At 70.2% G+C, this 17,209-nt stretch carries 16 protein-coding genes; 12 read left to right on the top strand and 4 right to left on the bottom strand.

The features are described from left to right. Window positions 1-27: 27 nt before the first annotated feature. Window positions 28-1,362, top strand: a complete 1,335-nt coding sequence (locus MRBLWO14_RS09915; protein WP_341932992.1) for a NosD domain-containing protein — start codon at window positions 28-30, stop codon at window positions 1,360-1,362. A gap of 562 nt (window positions 1,363-1,924) precedes the next feature. After that, window positions 1,925-2,263, top strand: a complete 339-nt coding sequence (locus tag MRBLWO14_RS09910; protein WP_341932991.1) for a helix-turn-helix transcriptional regulator — start codon at window positions 1,925-1,927, stop codon at window positions 2,261-2,263. 6 nt (window positions 2,264-2,269) lie between these two features. Here the strand turns inward: MRBLWO14_RS09910 and MRBLWO14_RS09905 are convergent, their stop codons facing one another. Both MRBLWO14_RS09905 and MRBLWO14_RS09900 read right to left on the bottom strand, forming a co-directional pair. Then, window positions 2,270-2,863, bottom strand: a complete 594-nt coding sequence (locus tag MRBLWO14_RS09905) for an ATP-dependent Clp protease proteolytic subunit (RefSeq protein WP_341932990.1) — start codon at window positions 2,861-2,863, stop codon at window positions 2,270-2,272. Continuing rightward, window positions 2,860-3,474: an ATP-dependent Clp protease proteolytic subunit gene (locus MRBLWO14_RS09900; protein ID WP_341932989.1), complete on the bottom strand. Its 615-nt coding sequence runs from the start codon at window positions 3,472-3,474 to the stop codon at window positions 2,860-2,862. Before MRBLWO14_RS09900 ends, MRBLWO14_RS09905 begins: the two co-directional genes overlap by 4 nt. Window positions 3,475-3,758: 284 nt before the next feature. Between MRBLWO14_RS09900 and MRBLWO14_RS09895 the strand changes: the two genes are divergently transcribed. Together MRBLWO14_RS09895 and MRBLWO14_RS09890 are read left to right on the top strand one after the other, a co-directional pair. Beyond that, complete coding sequence (locus MRBLWO14_RS09895) at window positions 3,759-4,358, top strand: hypothetical protein (RefSeq protein WP_341932988.1); 600 nt, start codon at window positions 3,759-3,761, stop codon at window positions 4,356-4,358. A gap of 71 nt (window positions 4,359-4,429) precedes the next feature. Beyond that, the gene (locus MRBLWO14_RS09890) at window positions 4,430-4,903 is read left to right on the top strand and encodes a hotdog domain-containing protein (protein WP_341932987.1); all 474 of its coding nucleotides are present in this window, start codon (window positions 4,430-4,432) and stop codon (window positions 4,901-4,903) included. Between the two features lie 108 nt (window positions 4,904-5,011). Here MRBLWO14_RS09890 and MRBLWO14_RS09885 read toward each other — a convergent pair whose 3' ends face one another. Next, window positions 5,012-5,434, bottom strand: coding sequence for a hypothetical protein (locus MRBLWO14_RS09885; protein ID WP_341932986.1), 423 nt, complete (start codon window positions 5,432-5,434; stop codon window positions 5,012-5,014). A 103-nt stretch (window positions 5,435-5,537) separates the two neighbouring features. Next, on the bottom strand, window positions 5,538-7,016 hold the full coding sequence (locus tag MRBLWO14_RS09880; protein WP_341932985.1) for an MATE family efflux transporter: 1,479 nt from the start codon (window positions 7,014-7,016) through the stop codon (window positions 5,538-5,540). A 104-nt stretch (window positions 7,017-7,120) separates the two neighbouring features. Here MRBLWO14_RS09880 and cycA point away from each other — a divergent pair, with 104 nt between their 5' ends. The 8 genes from cycA (at window position 7,121) to MRBLWO14_RS09840 (ending at window position 17,005) form a co-directional block, all read left to right on the top strand. Next, window positions 7,121-8,572: a D-serine/D-alanine/glycine transporter gene (cycA, locus tag MRBLWO14_RS09875; RefSeq protein ID WP_341932984.1), complete on the top strand. Its 1,452-nt coding sequence runs from the start codon at window positions 7,121-7,123 to the stop codon at window positions 8,570-8,572. Window positions 8,573-8,635: 63 nt separating this feature from the next. Beyond that, window positions 8,636-9,565 carry a J domain-containing protein gene (locus MRBLWO14_RS09870; RefSeq protein WP_341932983.1) on the top strand — a complete coding sequence of 310 codons (930 nt, stop codon included), beginning with the start codon at window positions 8,636-8,638 and terminating at the stop codon, window positions 9,563-9,565. A 236-nt stretch (window positions 9,566-9,801) separates the two neighbouring features. Then, a complete protein-coding gene (locus tag MRBLWO14_RS09865; RefSeq protein WP_341932982.1) occupies window positions 9,802-10,794 on the top strand; it encodes a LacI family DNA-binding transcriptional regulator in 993 nt (330 codons plus the stop codon). A gap of 86 nt (window positions 10,795-10,880) precedes the next feature. Further along, complete coding sequence (locus MRBLWO14_RS09860; RefSeq protein ID WP_341932981.1) at window positions 10,881-12,146, top strand: extracellular solute-binding protein; 1,266 nt, start codon at window positions 10,881-10,883, stop codon at window positions 12,144-12,146. Between the two features lie 10 nt (window positions 12,147-12,156). After that, a complete protein-coding gene (locus tag MRBLWO14_RS09855) occupies window positions 12,157-13,119 on the top strand; it encodes a sugar ABC transporter permease (protein WP_341932980.1) in 963 nt (320 codons plus the stop codon). Then, complete coding sequence (locus MRBLWO14_RS09850) at window positions 13,116-13,958, top strand: carbohydrate ABC transporter permease (protein WP_341932979.1); 843 nt, start codon at window positions 13,116-13,118, stop codon at window positions 13,956-13,958. The genes MRBLWO14_RS09855 and MRBLWO14_RS09850 overlap by 4 nt, the downstream gene beginning before the upstream one ends. A gap of 30 nt (window positions 13,959-13,988) precedes the next feature. Beyond that, a complete protein-coding gene (locus MRBLWO14_RS09845; protein ID WP_341932978.1) occupies window positions 13,989-14,966 on the top strand; it encodes a glycoside hydrolase family 130 protein in 978 nt (325 codons plus the stop codon). Continuing rightward, window positions 14,963-17,005, top strand: coding sequence for a hypothetical protein (locus MRBLWO14_RS09840; RefSeq protein WP_341932977.1), 2,043 nt, complete (start codon window positions 14,963-14,965; stop codon window positions 17,003-17,005). The genes MRBLWO14_RS09845 and MRBLWO14_RS09840 overlap by 4 nt, the downstream gene beginning before the upstream one ends. The last annotated feature ends 204 nt before the right edge of the window (window positions 17,006-17,209 follow it).

Here is a 17,209-nt window from a genome sequence, read left to right as displayed (position 1 = left end):
GCTCCGCGCGCTGCCTATGATGGGGCGATGCGCGCCCGAGTCGCCCCTCTGACCCTGCTCGTATCCGCTGTTCTCGTCCCGGCACTGCTGATGTCCGGATGCTCTGCGTCGTCGCCCGCACCCGAGGTCGCCGACGGCCCGGCGCTGCTGCGCGTGCCTGCGGACCACCCCACGATCACCGACGCCGTCGAGGCCGCCGACGAGGGCGACACCGTGCTCGTCGCCCCCGGCGTGTACCGCGAGACGGTCGCGATCGCCACGGCCGGCATCACGCTGCGCGGCGAGGCCCGCGACGAGGTCGTCATCGACGGCGAGGTGCGCCGCGGCAACGGCGTGGTCGTCTCCGCCCCCGGCGTGACCGTGCAGAATCTCACGGTGCGCAACGCCACGCAGAACGGCGTGCTCGTCACCGGGATGCGCAGCGACGACGGCACCCCGGCCGGCGGCCACGACGGCTACCGGACGATCGACACCGACGACTTCCCGCTGCTCGACGGGTTCCGTGTCGACCACGTCACGGCCTCGAACAACGGGCTCTACGGCATCTACGCCTTCAACGCGGCGAACGGCGTCATCACCGACTCCTACGCCTCCGGCGGCGCGGACTCCGGCATCTACGTGGGTCAGTGCGAGCGGTGCAACATCGTCGTGAGCGGCAACGTCGCGGAGCGAAACGCCGTGGGCTTCGAGATCGCCAACGCGGGCGGCGGGCTGATCGTCACCGGCAACCGCTTCGTCGGCAACCGTATCGGCGCGACCATCGCCTCGGACTACCAGGAGGCATACGTACCCCAGCGGGCGGCCACCCTGGTCGGCAACGTCATCGCCGCGAACGCCGAGGTCGCGACCCCCGAGCAGGCCGAGGGCGGCTTCGGGATCGGGGTCGGCATCGCGGGCGGCACCGAGAACGCGGTGACCGCCAACCTCGTCGAGGCGAATCCGGCAGCGGGAGTCGTCGTCACCTCCGCGGAGGACCTCGGCCCGGAGGCCAACCGGATCACCGGCAACGCCCTGCGCGGCAACGGCCTCGACCTGGTCTACTCGCCGAGCGCGCGGGCGCCGGGCGCCGAGAACTGCTGGGAGGGCAACGCGGGGGCCGTCAGCGCGCCATCCGACCTGCAGACCCTGTCGCCCTGCTCCGCCCCGGCCGCTGTCGACGCGGTCGTGTTCGCGCCGGTCGCGGGGCCGGCCGGCATCCCGTTCTCCGAGGTCGCCGCGCCGCCGGCACAGCCCGATCTCGGGTCGGTCGATGCTCCGCTGCAGCGGTGGGAGGGCGCTGAAGACGTGCCGCAGATCGACGTCGCGGGCATCGGCATCCCGTCGCCCGACCTGCTCGCCGAGAACTCCGCGGTCCGCTGGTAGCGCGATCTCGGGGATGGGGACGGAGCGGGAGCGATCCGTCCCCATCCGTGCGAGGCCGAGGCTGTACCTCCGCCCCCGGAGGGAGGGGGCGTCGAAGGCTCTCGCACCCGGGCATCCCGTCGTGCTCGAGGGGCGGGGATGCCGGCGGGTCTCGGAAGTCAGCTGCGCCCCCGAGGGTGCGGCAGCTCCGAGGTCTGCGGGCGAGGGATGCGGGCGGGAAGCAGACGGAGATGGTGTCTCCGCGTGGAGATGGCGTCGTCGTCGATCGTCATCCGACTCTCCCTCGCGCGATCCTCGCGGGGAGGGTACGGAGAGCGAGACGTACCCCACGCCCCGCTCTCCGCTCACCCTTTTCCCAATTACAGTGGCAACCGGCTTCGGCCTGATCGGCGTCTCTCCGGCGGGCAGAAACGTAGCAAGGCGACGTTCACGCAAGAGCCGCGGGTGTGTGAACGTTCCATTCAGGTGATCACTTCTGCTCCGGTTCGTCTCTGCTTCCGCTCTGGTTCTGCTCTGAGCAGAACCGCTCGATGCCCGCGCCTGGCGCGACGTACCGTGAGTCATGGCCGACATCGTCCCGTTCTCCCGCGCACCCCGCCCCGCCGACCCCGAGCCGCTCTGGCGCCACCTGCTCGGCGATCAGCTGCGGCGCCGCCGCCACGACCGCGAAGAGACGCTCACCGAGACCGCGGAGCGCGCCGGCGTCTCGCCGCAGTACCTCTCCGAAGTCGAACGCGGGCTCAAGGAGCCGTCGAGCGAGATGATCGCCGCGATCGCCGGAGCGCTCGACATCTCGCTCATCGAGCTCACGAGCGCGGTGGCAGACGAGCTGCGGACGGCGGCCGCCCCGGCATCCGCTGCCGTCTCCGCCGCCCGCGGTGCGTTCGTTCTCGCCGCCTGAGCGAGCTCACGCCGTCCGCTCCCCCAGCACGGTGTCGATGAGGCCGTAGCCCAGCGCTGCGGATGCGGTGAACACCCGATCGCGATCGGTGTCGGCGCGCAGCTCCTCGACCGTGCGCCCGGAGTGCCTGGCGAGGATGGACTCCATGTCGGAGCGCACCCGTACGACCTCGTCGGCCGCGAGGATCAGATCGGGGATCGCACCGCGCGACTGTCCGGCCGGCTGGTGCAGCACGATGCGCGCGTGCGTCAGCGCGGACCGCTGCCCCGCAGCGCCCGCCGCCACCAGCAGCGCCGCCGGGCCGATCGCCTGGCCGACGCACGTCGTCGCGATCGCAGGACGGATGTGCTGCATGGTGTCGTAGATCGCCAGAGCCGCCCCGGGATCGCCGCCCTCGCTGTTGACGTAGAACTGCACGGCCGACTCCGGGCTGTCGGCGTCGAGGTGCAGCAGCTGCGCGATGAGCGCGTTGGCGACGCCCGCGTCGATGCCGGTGCCCAGGTAGATCACGCGCTCCGCGAGCAGGTGCGAGTACACGTCCATGACGCGCTCGCCCCGTGGATGCTGCGCGATGACGTTCGGGATCGTGTAGCTGCTCATGAGCCGACCCCCAGTCCGACCCGCGCACGCCGGCGCGGCATGATCTCGGCGACCGAATCGAGGATGCCGTCGATGAAGCCGTAGTCCTGCGCCTGCTGTGCGGTGTACCAGCGGTCGTGCAGCGAGTCCTCGAAGATGCGCTCGGGCGGCTGCCCCGTGTCGTCGGCGATGAGGCCCAGCACCGTGTCGCGCATGTGGCGCAGGTCGCCGGCCTGGGTCTCGATCTCGACTGCGGATCCGCCGATGCCCGCGGACCCCTGATGCATGAGGATACGGGCGTGCGGCAATGCCCGGCGCTTGCCTTTCGCCCCGGCGGAGAGGAGGAACTGGCCGGCGCTGCAGGCGAGCCCGAGCGCCAGGGTCGAGACGTCGTTCGGGATCAGGGTCATGAGGTCGCGGATCGCGAGCATGGACGGCACCGAACCACCCGGGGAGTGGATCCACAGGGCGATGTCGGTGGTCGGGTCCTCGGCCGACAGGGTCAGCAGCTGCGTCATGAGCAGCGTGCCGTTGTCGTCGTCGAGAGCGCCGTCGAGCACGAGCACCCGCTCGTGGAACAGCGCGCGGCGGGCCTCTGGCCCGAACTGCGGGATGGGGTTGTCTTCGCTCATGCCCCCAGCATCCGTCGCCCCCTCGCGGTCCACGCGGGAATCCGCCGGGGGCGGATCCGCCGTGAGCAGAGCCATGCCTTCGCGTGCGGGGAGCCGTGCCGCGCTCGTCGCTCGTGACTCCTCGCTCGTGACGAAGGAGATCTCTCGCTGCGAAGGAGGTTTTCTCGCCCCCGCTCCTGCAAAACGTGTGATCTCCTTCGTTACGGGTGTCCGTCGTTCCGTGCGCGCTGCCCGAGCGTGTCTGGAATACGGTGGGCTCGTCCACCACGAACCCGGAGAACACCATGCCCCTTCACGACGGTGTCGGCGAGGGCGTCGACATCGACGCCTGCATCGCCCTGCTCGAGGCTCACGGAGTGCCCCTCGACCCCGGGCTGCAGTCCGCCGAGCTCGCCGAGATCGAAGCCCGCTACGGATTCGTGTTCAGCCCCGACCATCGGCACCTGCTCGCGCGGGTCCAGCCGGCGGGCGAACGGTGGCTGCACTGGACGAGAGACAGCGAGGACAGCATCCGGTCCCGCCTCGACTGGCCCCGCGAGGGGGTGCTTTTCGACGTCGAGAACAACGCGTTCTGGCCCGCCGGCTGGGGTGTCAGGCCGCCGAACGCTGAAGCGCGCAGCGCTGTCGTGACGGAGCGGGTTGGGCAGTGGCCGACGCTCGTTCCCCTGTTCGCGCACCGGTACATGCCCGCCGCCCCGGCCGGCCCCGGCGCTCCCGTCTTCTCGGTCTGGCAGACCGACGTGGTGTTCTCCGGCGCGGACCTGCTGGACTGCCTCCGTCGCGAGCTCGAGCCAGACACCGCCGGCTCCCCCGTCATCGACGTGTCGGCAGACTCCTGCGTGCCCTGGTCGCTCTTGCCCTTCGAGCAGGAGGTGGCCGAGTAGGGCGTACCGGCGTCGCGATCCTTCGCACGCGCGTAACATCGCCGACTCATGACGGACGTAGCCTCGACCGCATGACGACGCAGCAGACACCCGAGTGGCAGTGGTCGGAGGACGGCATCAACTTCCGCACCCGCAAGTGGGTGCGCCCGGAGGACCTGAACGCCAACGGTTCGCTGTTCGGCGGCAGCCTGTTGAAGTGGATCGACGAGGAGGCGGCGATCTACGCGATCGTGCAGCTGGGCAACTACCGCGCGGTCACGAAGCACATCTCCGAGATCACGTTCGAGGCCTCGGCCGTACAGGGCGACCTCGTCGAACTCGGACTGCAGGCGACGCACTTCGGCGTCACCTCGCTCACGATGCGCGCAGTGGCCCGCAACATGATCACCCGGAAGCGCATCCTCACGATCGAGAAGATCGTGTTCGTGAGCCTCGACGAGAACGGGCGTCCGACACCGCACGGGTACCGCGACATCACCTACAACCGCGACCGGATGCCGACGGAGCGGCTCGTGACCGGGACGGTTCCGCTGCCGAAGCTGTGATCGCAGGGGATCGCACGTAATGAAGGACGCGCCGCGGCATCCTGTCCTTCGCTGCGTGTGATCTCCTTCGTCACGCGTGGACCACGGGGTGACGAAGGAGCAGGCGCGTCAGCGGGCGAGCGCCGGGATGGTGCCCGTCGCAGGCGGCGACGACGTGGCGGGCGCGGCCGTCGTGACCGCGGCCCCCGCCTGCGCCTCTCCGGTCGATGCGGCGAGGCGGGCGGCGCGCGCGGTCGACCGAGCGGGCTCTCCCGCGTTGACGATGCCGCGCACCACCGCGCCGATGACCAGCAGCCCGACCAGCAGCGCCCCCGACACGATGACCGGCATCCACTGATTCGCGAACGACGCGGCCAGGCTCAGCACCGCGGCGGGGATCCAGACCCCCACTGCGCCGCCGGCCAGACCGGCCGCTCCGCGCATGACGGCGATCGCCGCGACCAGCGCGCACAACCCGGCCAGCACGGCCCCCATTATTCCGATCGGCACCAGAACCGATGCCAGATCGCTCGCAACCCTCGATGACGTCATGACGACCCCCCGTCAGCGGACCCTCCGCACCATCAACAGTACGAAGGAGGCGCCGCTCCGGCATCCATCTGCAGGATGATGTTGCGTAATCTTGACGAGCCGTTCAACGTCGGGTCAGCCACCCGAACCGCGACCCGCGCACCGTGCGGATCGGCTGGGTGACGACGGCATCCACGACCATGGATCCATCGGTCGGGCCGACGATCGCCATGGTCGACGTCTCGGTGGCCTCGACCGGGTCGACCTTGAGGTGAGCGAGTCCGCGGTGCGCTCGGACGTAGGCGGGCACGAGCAGCAGGATCGCGCCCAGCCACGCGAGCGGATTGCTGAGCGCGACGCCCTCGAAGCCGATCAGCGCGCCGAGCACCACGGCGGCTCCCACGCGCATCACGAGCTCGATCACACCGGTCACCGTCGGGACGAGCGTGTGGCCGAGACCCTGCAGCGCCCCGCGGAGCACGAACAGGATGCCGAGCGCCCAGTACCCGCACCCGTTGATGATGAGCATCACGTGCGCGAGATCGACCACCTCGTCGGCATCGACGCCGTGCCCGACGAACAGGCGCACGAGCGGGGCGCCGAAGGCGATGATCACGACGCCGAGCAGCAGACCCGCGCCGATCGCCATCCACGTCCCCTCGATCACACCACGGCGGATGCGGTCGGGCCGCCGTCCGCCGAGGTTCTGCGCCGCGTACATCGAGGCGGCGAGACCCAGCGACGAGAGGAACGCGACCGCGAGACCGTCGACGCGGGACGCCGTCGTGTACGCCGCGACCGCGTCGGAGCCGAGCGTGTTGAGCGCGACCTGCACGGTCAAGGTGCCGATCGCGATGATCGACGCCTGGAAGCCCATCGGCAGCCCCAGCCGCAGGTGCTCGCGGACGTCGTCGCGCGTGACCCGCCAGTCGGCCGCGCGCAGGTGCAGCATCGGCAGGCGGCGGCGCACGAACTCCAGGCACAGCACGACCGAGACGGCCTGCGCCACGACGGTCGCGAGCGCCGCGCCGCCCACCCCCCAGTCGAGGGGGCCGACCATGAGAACCACGAGGCCGACGTTCAGCGCGCACGACACCGTGAGGAAGACGAGCGGCGTGCGGGAGTCGCCGATCGCGCGGATGATCGCCGAGAGGTAGTTGAAGAACATCGTCGCGCTCGCGCCGAGGAAGCTGATCTGCGTGAAGGTCGTCGCCTCGGGCAGCAGTTCGACCGGCGTCTGCAGCAGCTCGAGCAGCGGGCGGGAGATGAGGGGCGCGACGATCGTCAGCACCACGCTCGTGACGCCGGTGAGGATGACGCCCGTCGCGACGGACCGACGGACACCGGGGGCGTCGCCGGCTCCGAACGCCTGTGCGATCGGGATCGCGAACCCGCTGGTCAGGCCCCAGGCGAAGCCGATGAGCAGGAACAGCAGGCTTCCGGTCGCGCCGACGGCGGCGAGGGACTGCACGCCGAGGTGGCGACCGACGACGACGGCATCGGCGAACTGGTACATCTGCTGCACCACGTTGCCGATGAGCAGCGGGATCGAGAACGAGAGGATGACACGCCACGGGCGACCCGTGGTGAGGGAGGTGGCCATGGGGAAGCGGCTCGCAGGACTGGGGGGACGGATCGGGGGAGCCACCATTTTATCGAATCGATTCGGGACAACACCATCCCCGATCGGCAACTACGGTCTATGGGATGAGCACCACGAAGCGCACAGCATCCGACACCGGCGTCGGCGACGACGAGCAGCACCTGCGGCGAGCGCTGAGCAACCGCCACATCCAGCTGCTCGCGATCGGCGGAGCCATCGGCACCGGCCTCTTCATGGGCAGCGGCAAGACGATCTCGGTCGCGGGCCCGTCGGTGATCTTCGTCTACATGATCATCGGGTTCATGCTGTTCTTCGTCATGCGGGCCATGGGCGAGCTGCTGCTGTCGAACCTCAAGTACAAGTCGTTCAGCGACTTCGCGAGCGACCTGCTCGGACCCTGGGCCGGCTTCTTCACCGGATGGACCTACTGGTTCTGCTGGGTGGTCACCGGGGTCGCCGACGTCATCGCGATCGCCGGGTACACCGACGCGCTGTTCCCCGGCATCCCGCTGTGGATCCCCGGACTGCTCGTCGTCGTCATCCTGCTCGCGCTGAACCTGCCGACCGTGGCGGCGTTCGGCGAGATGGAGTTCTGGTTCGCGCTCATCAAGATCGTCGCGATCGTGGCGCTCATCGTCACGGGTCTCGTGATGATCGTCACCGGGTTCCAGCACGAGGCCGGAACCGCGAGCTTCGCGAACCTGTGGAACCACGGCGGCATGTTCCCGCACGGCTTCATGGGCTTCGTCGCCGGCTTCCAGATCGCGGTGTTCGCTTTCGTGGGCGTCGAACTCGTCGGCACCGCGGCGGCCGAGACGAAGGACCCGGAGCGCAACCTGCCGAAGGCGATCAACGCCATCCCGATCCGCATCCTGCTGTTCTACGTGGGCGCGCTCGTGATCCTCATGGCCGTCACGCCCTGGACCGAGTACGTCGCCGGAGAGAGCCCGTTCATCGCGATGTTCGCGCTCGCCGGGCTCGGCATCGCCGCGACCGTGGTGAACCTCGTCGTGCTCACCTCGGCGATGTCGAGCGCGAACTCGGGCATCTACTCGACCTCGCGCATGGTGTTCGGCCTGGCGAAGGACGGCGACGCCCCTCGCCTGTTCGGCCGCCTGTCGAAGCGGCGCGTGCCGCAGAACGCGCTCTTCCTCTCCTGCATCCTGCTGCTGTCGGGCGTGGTGCTGCTGTACGCGGGCAAGGACATCGGCACCGCGTTCGACATGGTCACGACGGTCTCGGCCGTGTGCTTCATGTTCGTGTGGACGATCTTCCTGTTCAGCTACCTGGCCTACCGCCGCAACCGCCCGGAGAAGGCGGCCACGTCGACGTTCCGGATGCCGGGCGGCGTGTTCATGGTGTTCGTGGTGCTCGCGTTCTTCGTGTTCATCCTCTGGGCCCTCACCACGCAGCCCGACACGCTCACCGCGCTGCTCGTGACCCCGATCTGGTTCGCGCTGCTGATCGTCGCGTGGCTCTTCGTGCGGAAGTCGCAGAACCACCTCGAGCGGCACGCCGCGCACATCGCGCACCTGCGGAGCGACGCCGCGGAGTAGGGACGCGGCCGACGCACAGCACCGGACGGATATTCTGGACGCCGCGGTCGCGGAAGGAGAGCGATGTTCGACAGTCCGCTCTCAGCCTCGGCCTACGAGATCCTCGGTGTGGATCCGGACGTCGAGCACGACGAGCTGCGCCGGGCCTATCGCCTGCGGCTGCGGCAGACGCATCCCGACACGGGCGGCGACGCCGCGGTCTTCATCCAGGTGCAGCGCGCGTGGGAGCTCGTCGGCACGCCCGAGCTGCGCGCGGCCTACGACCGCCGCAGCGGGGTGCACCCCGGCATCCCCACGGATTCGGAGGAGTCGGGATGGCGTCCGCGCGCCGCAGCGCGCACCGACACCCGCCCGAAGGCACGATCGTACGGGCATCCCGGCGGGTGGCGCCGCGAGAGGTATCTGACCCTGATCCGCGAGTGGGCGGGATTCGGCGTCGAGGTGCCTGACCCGTACGACCCGGCGCTCGTGCGCTCCGCGCCCCGCGACCTGCGGCGGCTGCTCGCCGACGCCCTCGCCGAAGAGGCCACCGCGCGCACCGTCAGCACGCTCGGCATGGGGTTCACCGTGTGGCACGACGTCGCGACGGGCCCCGACCCCGACGACAAGCTCGACCACGTGGTGCTGAGCCCGTCTGGACTCTACGGAGTGATGTCGGAGGACTTCGGCGGCGTCGTCGGCTTCCGCCGCGGCGAGATCACCGGGCCGAGCCTCGGCACGAGGGCGCCGGTCACCGCGGCCCTCGCCCGCATGCGCGCCGTCGCCAAGGCCGCGAGGGTGAAGTTCGGCGGAGCGATCATCGTGCTCCCCGACGACGACCTCTCGCAGGCGGTGACGCCGCTCGGCACGAGTCGCGGCGTGCCGGTCGTGGTCGTGCGGCGCAGCGCTCTGTCGATGGTGCTGCGGCAGGGCGTGCCGGGTGCTCGCGCGATCGGCGGCAACGAGCTGTTCGACGTGCGCACGCGGTTGCAGCAGACCGTTCGCTTCGTCTGACCCCGCCCGCCCCTCCCCCGCCCCGGCCCATCCCCCTCCCCGGCCCGTCCCGCTCTCCGGCCCGCCGAGCCACCCCTTTCGCGTCGAGCCACCCCTGTACGAGCCGCACAGAAGGGGGTGGTTCGGGCATAAGGGGGTGGCTCGGCGAAAGCGGGCGGGCGTTGACGGGAGCGTCAAACCGGTTTACACTCGTCAAACCGGTTCACGAAAGCCGAGTGCAGTCACGAGGAGGTGGCATGAGCCGCACGACCATCGCCGATGTCGCCCGCGAAGCAGGCGTCACCAAGGCCACCGTGTCGCACGCCCTGAGCGGCAAGCGCCCCATCTCCGACGACACCAGGGCGAAGGTGCTCGCCGCCGTCGAGAAGCTGCAGTGGGTCCCGAGTCAGAGCGCCCGCGCCCTCGCGACGCAGCGGGCCAACGCCGTCGCGGTCGTGCTCGCACGCGACCCCGAGGTCATCGCGAACGACTCGTTCTTCCCCGCCTTCATCGCCGGCGTCGAATCGGTGCTCGCCGAGACCGAGACCGCACTGCTGCTGCAGGTCGTGCCGGACCGGGATGCCGAGGAGCGGGCGTACCGCACGCTGAGCCACGGCCGCGCCGACGGCGCCCTGCTGCTCGACCTGCGCACCGACGACTGGCGGGTCCCGCTGCTCGAGCAGCTGCGCGTACCCACCGTGCTCGTCGGCGCCTACGAGCAGCCGACCCGGTTCTCCTGCGTGCGCACCGACGACGCCGCACCGGTGACCGAGATCATCGACCACCTGCGCGCCGCCGGGCACACGCGCATCGCCCACGTCTCCGGGCCGCTCGACTACGTGCACTCGCGCGTGCGCGCCGACGCGTACATCGCAGCGATCGGCGACGACAGCCTGCTGCGCGAGGGCGACTTCACGGCATCCAGCGGCCGAGAGCGCACCGCCGAACTGCTCGCGCTGCCCGACCGGCCGACCGCGATCCTGTACTCGAACGACACCATGGCCATCGCCGGACTCTCGTACGCGCGGTCGCAGGGGCTGAACGTCCCCCGCGACCTCGCCATCTCCGGCTTCGACGACGACCACCTCTCCGCCCACCTCTCCCCCGCCCTGACGAGCGTGTCGTCGGGGCCGGCGGCCCGCGGTCGCGCAGCGGCCCGGCTGCTGCAGGCCGACATCCTCGGCGCCGACCCGCGCGTCGAAGACGTCGACTGCACGGTCGTGCACTTCCGCGCGAGCACCGCGGGCTGACCCGCACCAAAAGAGATCCCGACCAGCACGACCCGAACGGCACCACCCGACAGCATCACCCGAACCATCGCGTCAAGGAGGACACCATGAAAAAGATTCGTGCAGCAGCGCTGCTGGGCGTCACCGCCCTCGTCGTCACCGGCTGCTCGGCGGGCGGCGGAGGCGGAGGCGGTTCCGCCGACGGCACCGGTCCGATCAAGATCTGGCTCTCGAACAACGAGCAGGAGGTCGAGTGGGGCCAGTCGATCGTCGACGCCTGGAACGCCGAGCACCCCGACGAGAAGGTCACCGCGCAGGAGATCCCCGCCGGCTCGTCGTCGGAGGAGGCCATCACCGCGGCGATCACCGCCGGCACCGCCCCCTGCCTCGTCTACAACGTGGCTCCGGCCGCAGTGTCGGGATGGGTCAAGCAGGGCGGGCTCGTCGACCTCAGCGAGATCGACGGCGCCGACGACTACATCACCGAGCGCGGCGGAGAGGTCGACTCCTACTCGACCGACGGCGCCTACTACCAGCTGCCGTGGAAGTCGAACCCCGTCATGGTGATGTACAACAAGGCACTGTTCCAGGCCGCCGGCATCGACCCCGAGAACCCGCAGATGAACACGTACGACGCGTTCCTCGACGGGTCGCGCAAGATCGTCGAGTCCGGCGTGCAGAGCGCCATCTGGCCCGCGCCGACCAGCGAGTTCTACCAGCCGTGGTTCGACTTCTACCCGCTGTACCTGGCGGAGACCGACGGCACGATGCTCGTCGAAGACGGCAAGGCCACGATCGACTCGGATGCCGGCCGCACCGTCGCCGAGTTCTGGTCGACGTTCTACGAGGAGAAGCTCTCGCCGAACGAGGCCTCGACCGACGACGCGATGTCGGCCGGCACCACGGCCATGCAGCTCGCCGGCCCGTGGGCGATCCCCTCGTACGCCGACACGGTCGACGTGGGCTTCATGCCGGTGCCGACCAGCGACGGCCGCGAGAACCCGACGACGTTCGCCGACTCGAAGAGCGTCTCGATGTTCACCGCCTGCGAGAACCAGGGCACGGCGTGGGAGTTCCTGAAGTTCTCGACCAGTGAGGACAGCGACGGCAAGCTGCTCGAGGCCACGGGTCAGATGCCCATGCGCACCGACCTCACCGGCACCTACGCCGACTACTTCAGCGCGAATCCCGACTACGTGTCGTTCGCGGAGCAGGCGGAGGCGACGGCCGATGTGCCGAGCATCGCGAACTCGGTCGAGGCGTGGCAGGCGTTCCGCGACGAGTACTCCTCGGCCGTGATCTTCGGCAAGGAGTCGATCGACGACTTCCTGAAGAACGCCGCGACGAAGATCGACGACCTCGTGGCCGAGTGACGACAGGGTCATGACTCTCCGAGACGACGCGGTCACGGACGTGGCCGGGGCACCCGCTGCCCCGGCCACCCCTCCGGCCCGGTCATCGCGATCGCTGCGCACCCGCCTGCTGGGAGCGCAGCCGATCGGAGGCGCGTTCGCGCTGCCGTACCTCGTGTTCGTGCTGGCGATCTTCGCGTTCCCCCTCGGCTTCGCGGTCTACATCGCCTTCCACGACTACTTCTTCACCGCCCCCGGTGCCGAGGTCGAACGGCCCTTCGTGGGCTTCGACAACTTCGTCACCGTGCTCACCGACCCGCGGGTGCTCGGCGCCTTCCGCAACACGCTGATCTTCCTCGTGATCAACGTGCCGCTCACCGCCGTGCTGTCGCTCGTGCTCGCGGCGGCGCTGAACACCGGCATCCGCTGGGCAGCCGCCTATCGGGTGGCGTTCTACGTGCCGTATCTCACGGCGAGCGTCTCGCTCGTCGGAGTGTGGATGCTGCTGTTCTCGGGCAACGGACTGATCAACACGATCCTTGGTCCGCTCGCACCCGACCCCTCGTGGCTCGTGAACAGCGGGCTGGCGATGCCGATGATCGCGTTCTACGTGACGTGGAAGCAGCTCGGCTTCTACATCCTGCTCTACCTCGCCGCCCTGCAGAACGTGCCGAAAGAGCTGTACGAGTCGGCCGAGACCGACGGGGCAGGGGCGTTCTCCCGGTTCTGGAACGTCACGGTCCCCGGCGTGCGCAGCGCGACGACGCTCGTGCTGATCCTCTCGATCATCACGGGGGCGAACCTCTTCACCGAGCCCTACCTGCTGACGAACGGCGGCGGACCGGACGGCGCATCGACGACCCCGGTGCTGCTGATCTACCAGCTGGGCATCCAGCAGCAGAACCCCGACACCGCGGCGGCGATCGGCATGATCCTCGTGATCCTCGTCGGGATGCTGTCGCTGCTGGCCAACCGCGCGACGAGGGAGCGATGATGACCCGCCGACGTTCACTGCCCCGCATCCTCAGCATCGTCCTGCTGACGGTCGCGGCGATCGGATTCGCGTTCCCGTTCTACTTCATGCTGGTCGGCGCGTTCCAGGAGAGCCCGACGAACTCGCCGAGCGAGCTGCTGCCGACGAGCGGGTGGACGGTCGACAACTTCGTCGCCATCGACTCGCGCATCGACCTGCTCGGATCGCTCGTGAACTCGCTGATCTTCACGGTCGGCGTGCTGCTCGGCACTGTCGTGTTCGGTCTGCTGGCCGGCTATGCGATCGCCCGCCTCGACTTCCGTGGCAGGGGCGTCGTGTGGGTGCTCATGCTGCTCGTGCAGATGGTGCCGTTCCAGTTGCTGATGATCCCGCTCTACGTGCAGATCACCCGCAACTACGGCCTCGGCGACTCGTATCTCGGAATGATCCTGCCGTTCCTCATCAACACGACGGCCGTGTTCATCTTCGTGCAGTTCTTCAAGACGCTGCCCGCCGAGATCTTCGAGGCAGCGCGCATCGACGGCGCCGGCGAGATCAGACTGCTGACCTCGGTGGCGATCCCACTGATCCGTCCAGCGCTCGTGACCGTCGTGCTCGTGACGTTCATCGGCCCCTGGAACGAGTTCCTCTGGCCGTTCCTCATCACGAAGGATGCCGCGCTGCAGCCGCTCGCGGTGTCCCTCGCCAACTACATCTCCAACGTCGCGCAGTCGACGGCGAACCCGAACGGGGCGATCCTCGCCGGGGCCACGGCGCTGGCGTTCCCCGTCGTCATCCTGTTCATCGTCTTCCAGCGCTACTTCACCGCCACCGACCTCGGTGCGGCGGTCAAGGGCTGACGCCCGACCACCGCGCCAGAAAGGACCCCCATGTTCACCGGAGCCTCCTTCCCCCTCGGTCCGTTCACGCCCTACGAGGGCAACCCGATCCTGCGCCCGCGCGGCGACAGCTGGGAGTCGGGCAACCTGTACAACCCCGCTGCGCTCGTCGACGGCGACGAGGTCGTGCTGCTGTACCGCGCCCACGCCGACGACATCGTGTCGCACATCGGCATCGCGCGGTCGAGCGACGGCGTGAACTTCACCCGCGAGGACGCGCCGATCCTCTCCCCCTCGGAGGACTACGAGACGTACGGCTGCGAGGATCCGCGCATCGCGCTGATCGACGGCACGTACTACCTCACCTACACGGGGTGGGATCGCCGCAGCGCGCAGCTGTGCCTGGCGACCTCGACCGACCTGCGCACCTGGACCAAGCACGGTCCGCTGTTCGACGACTTCGACACGTTCAAGACCATGGATCCGCGGGGGTTCAACTGGTCGAAGGCCGGGGTCATCGTGCCGCAGAAGATGCACGGCTCGTGGTGGATGTACTTCGGCGAGGGCGGCATCTACTGGGCGACGAGCGACGACCTCATCCACTGGACGCCCGGCACGCCGGACACCCAGCCCATGTACTCGCCGACTCCCGGCACGTGGGACGAGGCGCTCGTCGAGATCGGCACCTCGCCGGTCGTCACCGACAACGGTCTGCTCGTGATGCTCACGAACGGCGCGACGCGCACCGTGCACGACGACGGCACGGTCGACGTCGACTACCGCTGCGGCCAGATCGCGATCGACCCCGACCAGCCCACGAAGGTCATCGCACGCCTGCAGGAGCCGTGGCTGCGCCCGCAGACCTTCGAGGATCTCAACGGACTCGTCTCGAACGTCACGTTCGTCGAGGGGCTCGTGAAGTTCCGCGGCAAGTGGTTCGCGTACTACGGACAGTCCGACACGACGCTCGCCGTCGCGATCCACGACCCCGCCGAGCCGTGGGGCCGGGCGCTCAGGGAGCAGTCATGACGATCTCGCGTCGAGCCTTCCTGACCGCCGCGGCCGCGAGCTCGGCGCTCGCGCTGCTCCCCAGCGGCCCGGTGGATGCCGCGGCGGCGTCTCCGGCATCCGCTCTCCCGGTGCGCGTGCCGGCCGAAGCGGCGCGGGGACGCCGGCTCACGAACCTCGCGCACCTGCGATTCCTGCTCGCGGAAGTGCCCGTCGCGGCGAGCGCGACGCACACGACCTTCGGGATCGAGAGCGATCCGCGGGTACGCGCGCCCTGGACGTACGCCGACACCGACGGCGCGGGCGGATACCGTCCGGTCGGCGGCGGCACACGCGACGCGGCGACGGGGTACTGGACGCAGGGCGCCTACAACGCCGACGACATCGCCAGGGCCGCGGTCGTCTTCCTGCGCGACTGGAAGGCCACGGGCGACGCGCAGAGTCGCGACGAGGCACGGGACGTGCTGCGCTCGCTCGCGTTCCTGCAGACGGTCTCGGGCCCGAACGCGGGGCGCGTCGTGCTGTGGCAGCAGGAGGACGGCACGCTCACCCCCAGTGCCATCCCCGTCGAGCTGCCCGACCCGTCCGACTCGGCGGAGTCGTACTGGCTCGCCCGCACCGTCTGGGCGTTCGGGGAGGGCTATGCGGCGTTCGCCGCGGAGGATGCCGCGTTCGCGGCCTTCCTGCTCGAACGCCTGCACCTGTGCCTCGACGCGCTGGGCCGCGAGTCCCTCGGACGCGCGGGGCAGTTCGTGCGCAGCGACGGGCGCGACCTTCCGGCATGGCTGATCGCCGGAGGAGCGGATGCCACGGCCGAGGCCATGCTCGGACTCGCGGCCGCCGCGGAGGTCGGCGACCGGCGCAGTCGTGACGCGCTCGCGACGTACGGCGAGGCGGTGGCCGCGATGGCGACGGATCCGCGGGGCGGGTGGCCGTTCGGCGCCGTGCTGCCGTGGACGGGGTCGCTCGGGTTCTGGCACGCGTGGGGCGCAGCGGCACCGGAGGCGCTCGGTCGTGCGGGCACCCTGCTGCGGCGGCGCGACTGGTCGCGGGCGTCTGTGGCCGATGCGGGCACCTTCACGCCGCAGCTGCTCGCCTCCGGAGGACCGCACAACGCGTGGGCGCCGCTGCCCGCCGAGGCGCAGATCGCGTACGGCGCGCACGGTCGGGTGGCCGGCGCCCTCGCTGCGGCGGCGGCCGGTGGCGGCGAGGGACTGCGTGTCATCGCCGGTCTCGCGGCGGGCTGGTTCTTCGGCGCGAACACCGCCGGCCGACCCGTGTACGACGCGGCGACGGGTGTCACGTTCGACGGCGTCGAGACCGACGGACGCATCAACCGCAACTCCGGCGCCGAGTCGACGATCCACGGACTGCTCACGATGCTGCTGCTCGACGCGAACCGCGACGTCGCGGCCCTCGCGACCTCGATCACCGGGTTGAGCTCGTTCTCGGGGCTCCGAGTGCTCGAGGCGGAGACGGCGCGGCTGTCGGCGGGGTGCGTCGTGGAGCGGCCGGCGGGCGGCGCATGGACCGGGGAGGGCAACCTGTCCGCCGGAGCGTTCGTGCGGGTGCCGGCCGGCGAGACGGTGGAGTTCGACGTGACGGAGGCCGGCGGCATCCTGCACGGTCTGATCTGGCGACAGGCGGCCGATGCCGGGGATGCGGTGTGGGAGGTGTTCCGCGGCCGCAAGCGGCTGTGGAGCACCCGCACGCCGGCCGGCGGGACGGGCGACCGCGGTCTCACGGAGGCCGACGGGATGCTGGTGCCGCAGCGCCTCGGCGGGGACCTGCCGGGCGAGGCGGTGGTCGTGCGGTGCACGAGCCGCGGCGACGTGCGGCTCGATGCCCTCGTGATCCAGCCGGCCGTCGCGACGGCGGTGTACGCGACGACCTCGGGCTCGGCGGTGCTGTACGCCGAGGGGACGGGCCGCGACCAGCGAGTGGCGGCTCTGGCCTCTGGCTCCGGGCGCGCGTACGAGGCCGACGGGTCGCAGCGCGGGCAGGCCGTCGGCGGCGGGAAGGTGCGCGTGCGCGGCGGCGGGTTCTCCGTAACGCGGTGAGCGCATCCCCCTCTTCTCCCTCCCTGCCCTCCCCCGTCCTCCCCTGCCTCCTTCCCCCCTTCTTCGCGAACCACCCCTTTGTACCCGAGCCACCCCCTAGTGCGCCGCTCATAAGGGGGTGGCTCGGGCCGAAGGGGGTGGGTCGGCGGGCGGGCGGGCGGGAGCGGGGCGCGGCGGGAGCGGGGCGCGGCGGGAGCGGGGCGG

It is taken from the genome of Microbacterium sp. LWO14-1.2, from assembly GCF_038397715.1.
Lineage (GTDB): Bacteria > Actinomycetota > Actinomycetes > Actinomycetales > Microbacteriaceae > Microbacterium.
This window is presented reverse-complemented; position numbering and strand designations above follow the sequence as displayed.

What these genes read in the sequence shown, in the direction of transcription:
- MRBLWO14_RS09915 (WP_341932992.1), top strand. Translation starts at nt 28, where the DNA reads ATGCGCGCCCGAGTCGCCCCTCTGACCCTGCTCGTATCCGCTGTTCTC.
- MRBLWO14_RS09910 (WP_341932991.1), top strand. Translation starts at nt 1,925, where the DNA reads ATGGCCGACATCGTCCCGTTCTCCCGCGCACCCCGCCCCGCCGACCCC.
- MRBLWO14_RS09905 (WP_341932990.1), bottom strand. Translation starts at nt 2,863, where the DNA reads ATGAGCAGCTACACGATCCCGAACGTCATCGCGCAGCATCCACGGGGC.
- MRBLWO14_RS09900 (WP_341932989.1), bottom strand. Translation starts at nt 3,474, where the DNA reads ATGAGCGAAGACAACCCCATCCCGCAGTTCGGGCCAGAGGCCCGCCGC.
- MRBLWO14_RS09895 (WP_341932988.1), top strand. Translation starts at nt 3,759, where the DNA reads ATGCCCCTTCACGACGGTGTCGGCGAGGGCGTCGACATCGACGCCTGC.
- MRBLWO14_RS09890 (WP_341932987.1), top strand. Translation starts at nt 4,430, where the DNA reads ATGACGACGCAGCAGACACCCGAGTGGCAGTGGTCGGAGGACGGCATC.
- MRBLWO14_RS09885 (WP_341932986.1), bottom strand. Translation starts at nt 5,434, where the DNA reads ATGACGTCATCGAGGGTTGCGAGCGATCTGGCATCGGTTCTGGTGCCG.
- MRBLWO14_RS09880 (WP_341932985.1), bottom strand. Translation starts at nt 7,016, where the DNA reads ATGGCCACCTCCCTCACCACGGGTCGCCCGTGGCGTGTCATCCTCTCG.
- cycA (WP_341932984.1), top strand. Translation starts at nt 7,121, where the DNA reads ATGAGCACCACGAAGCGCACAGCATCCGACACCGGCGTCGGCGACGAC.
- MRBLWO14_RS09870 (WP_341932983.1), top strand. Translation starts at nt 8,636, where the DNA reads ATGTTCGACAGTCCGCTCTCAGCCTCGGCCTACGAGATCCTCGGTGTG.
- MRBLWO14_RS09865 (WP_341932982.1), top strand. Translation starts at nt 9,802, where the DNA reads ATGAGCCGCACGACCATCGCCGATGTCGCCCGCGAAGCAGGCGTCACC.
- MRBLWO14_RS09860 (WP_341932981.1), top strand. Translation starts at nt 10,881, where the DNA reads ATGAAAAAGATTCGTGCAGCAGCGCTGCTGGGCGTCACCGCCCTCGTC.
- MRBLWO14_RS09855 (WP_341932980.1), top strand. Translation starts at nt 12,157, where the DNA reads ATGACTCTCCGAGACGACGCGGTCACGGACGTGGCCGGGGCACCCGCT.
- MRBLWO14_RS09850 (WP_341932979.1), top strand. Translation starts at nt 13,116, where the DNA reads ATGATGACCCGCCGACGTTCACTGCCCCGCATCCTCAGCATCGTCCTG.
- MRBLWO14_RS09845 (WP_341932978.1), top strand. Translation starts at nt 13,989, where the DNA reads ATGTTCACCGGAGCCTCCTTCCCCCTCGGTCCGTTCACGCCCTACGAG.
- MRBLWO14_RS09840 (WP_341932977.1), top strand. Translation starts at nt 14,963, where the DNA reads ATGACGATCTCGCGTCGAGCCTTCCTGACCGCCGCGGCCGCGAGCTCG.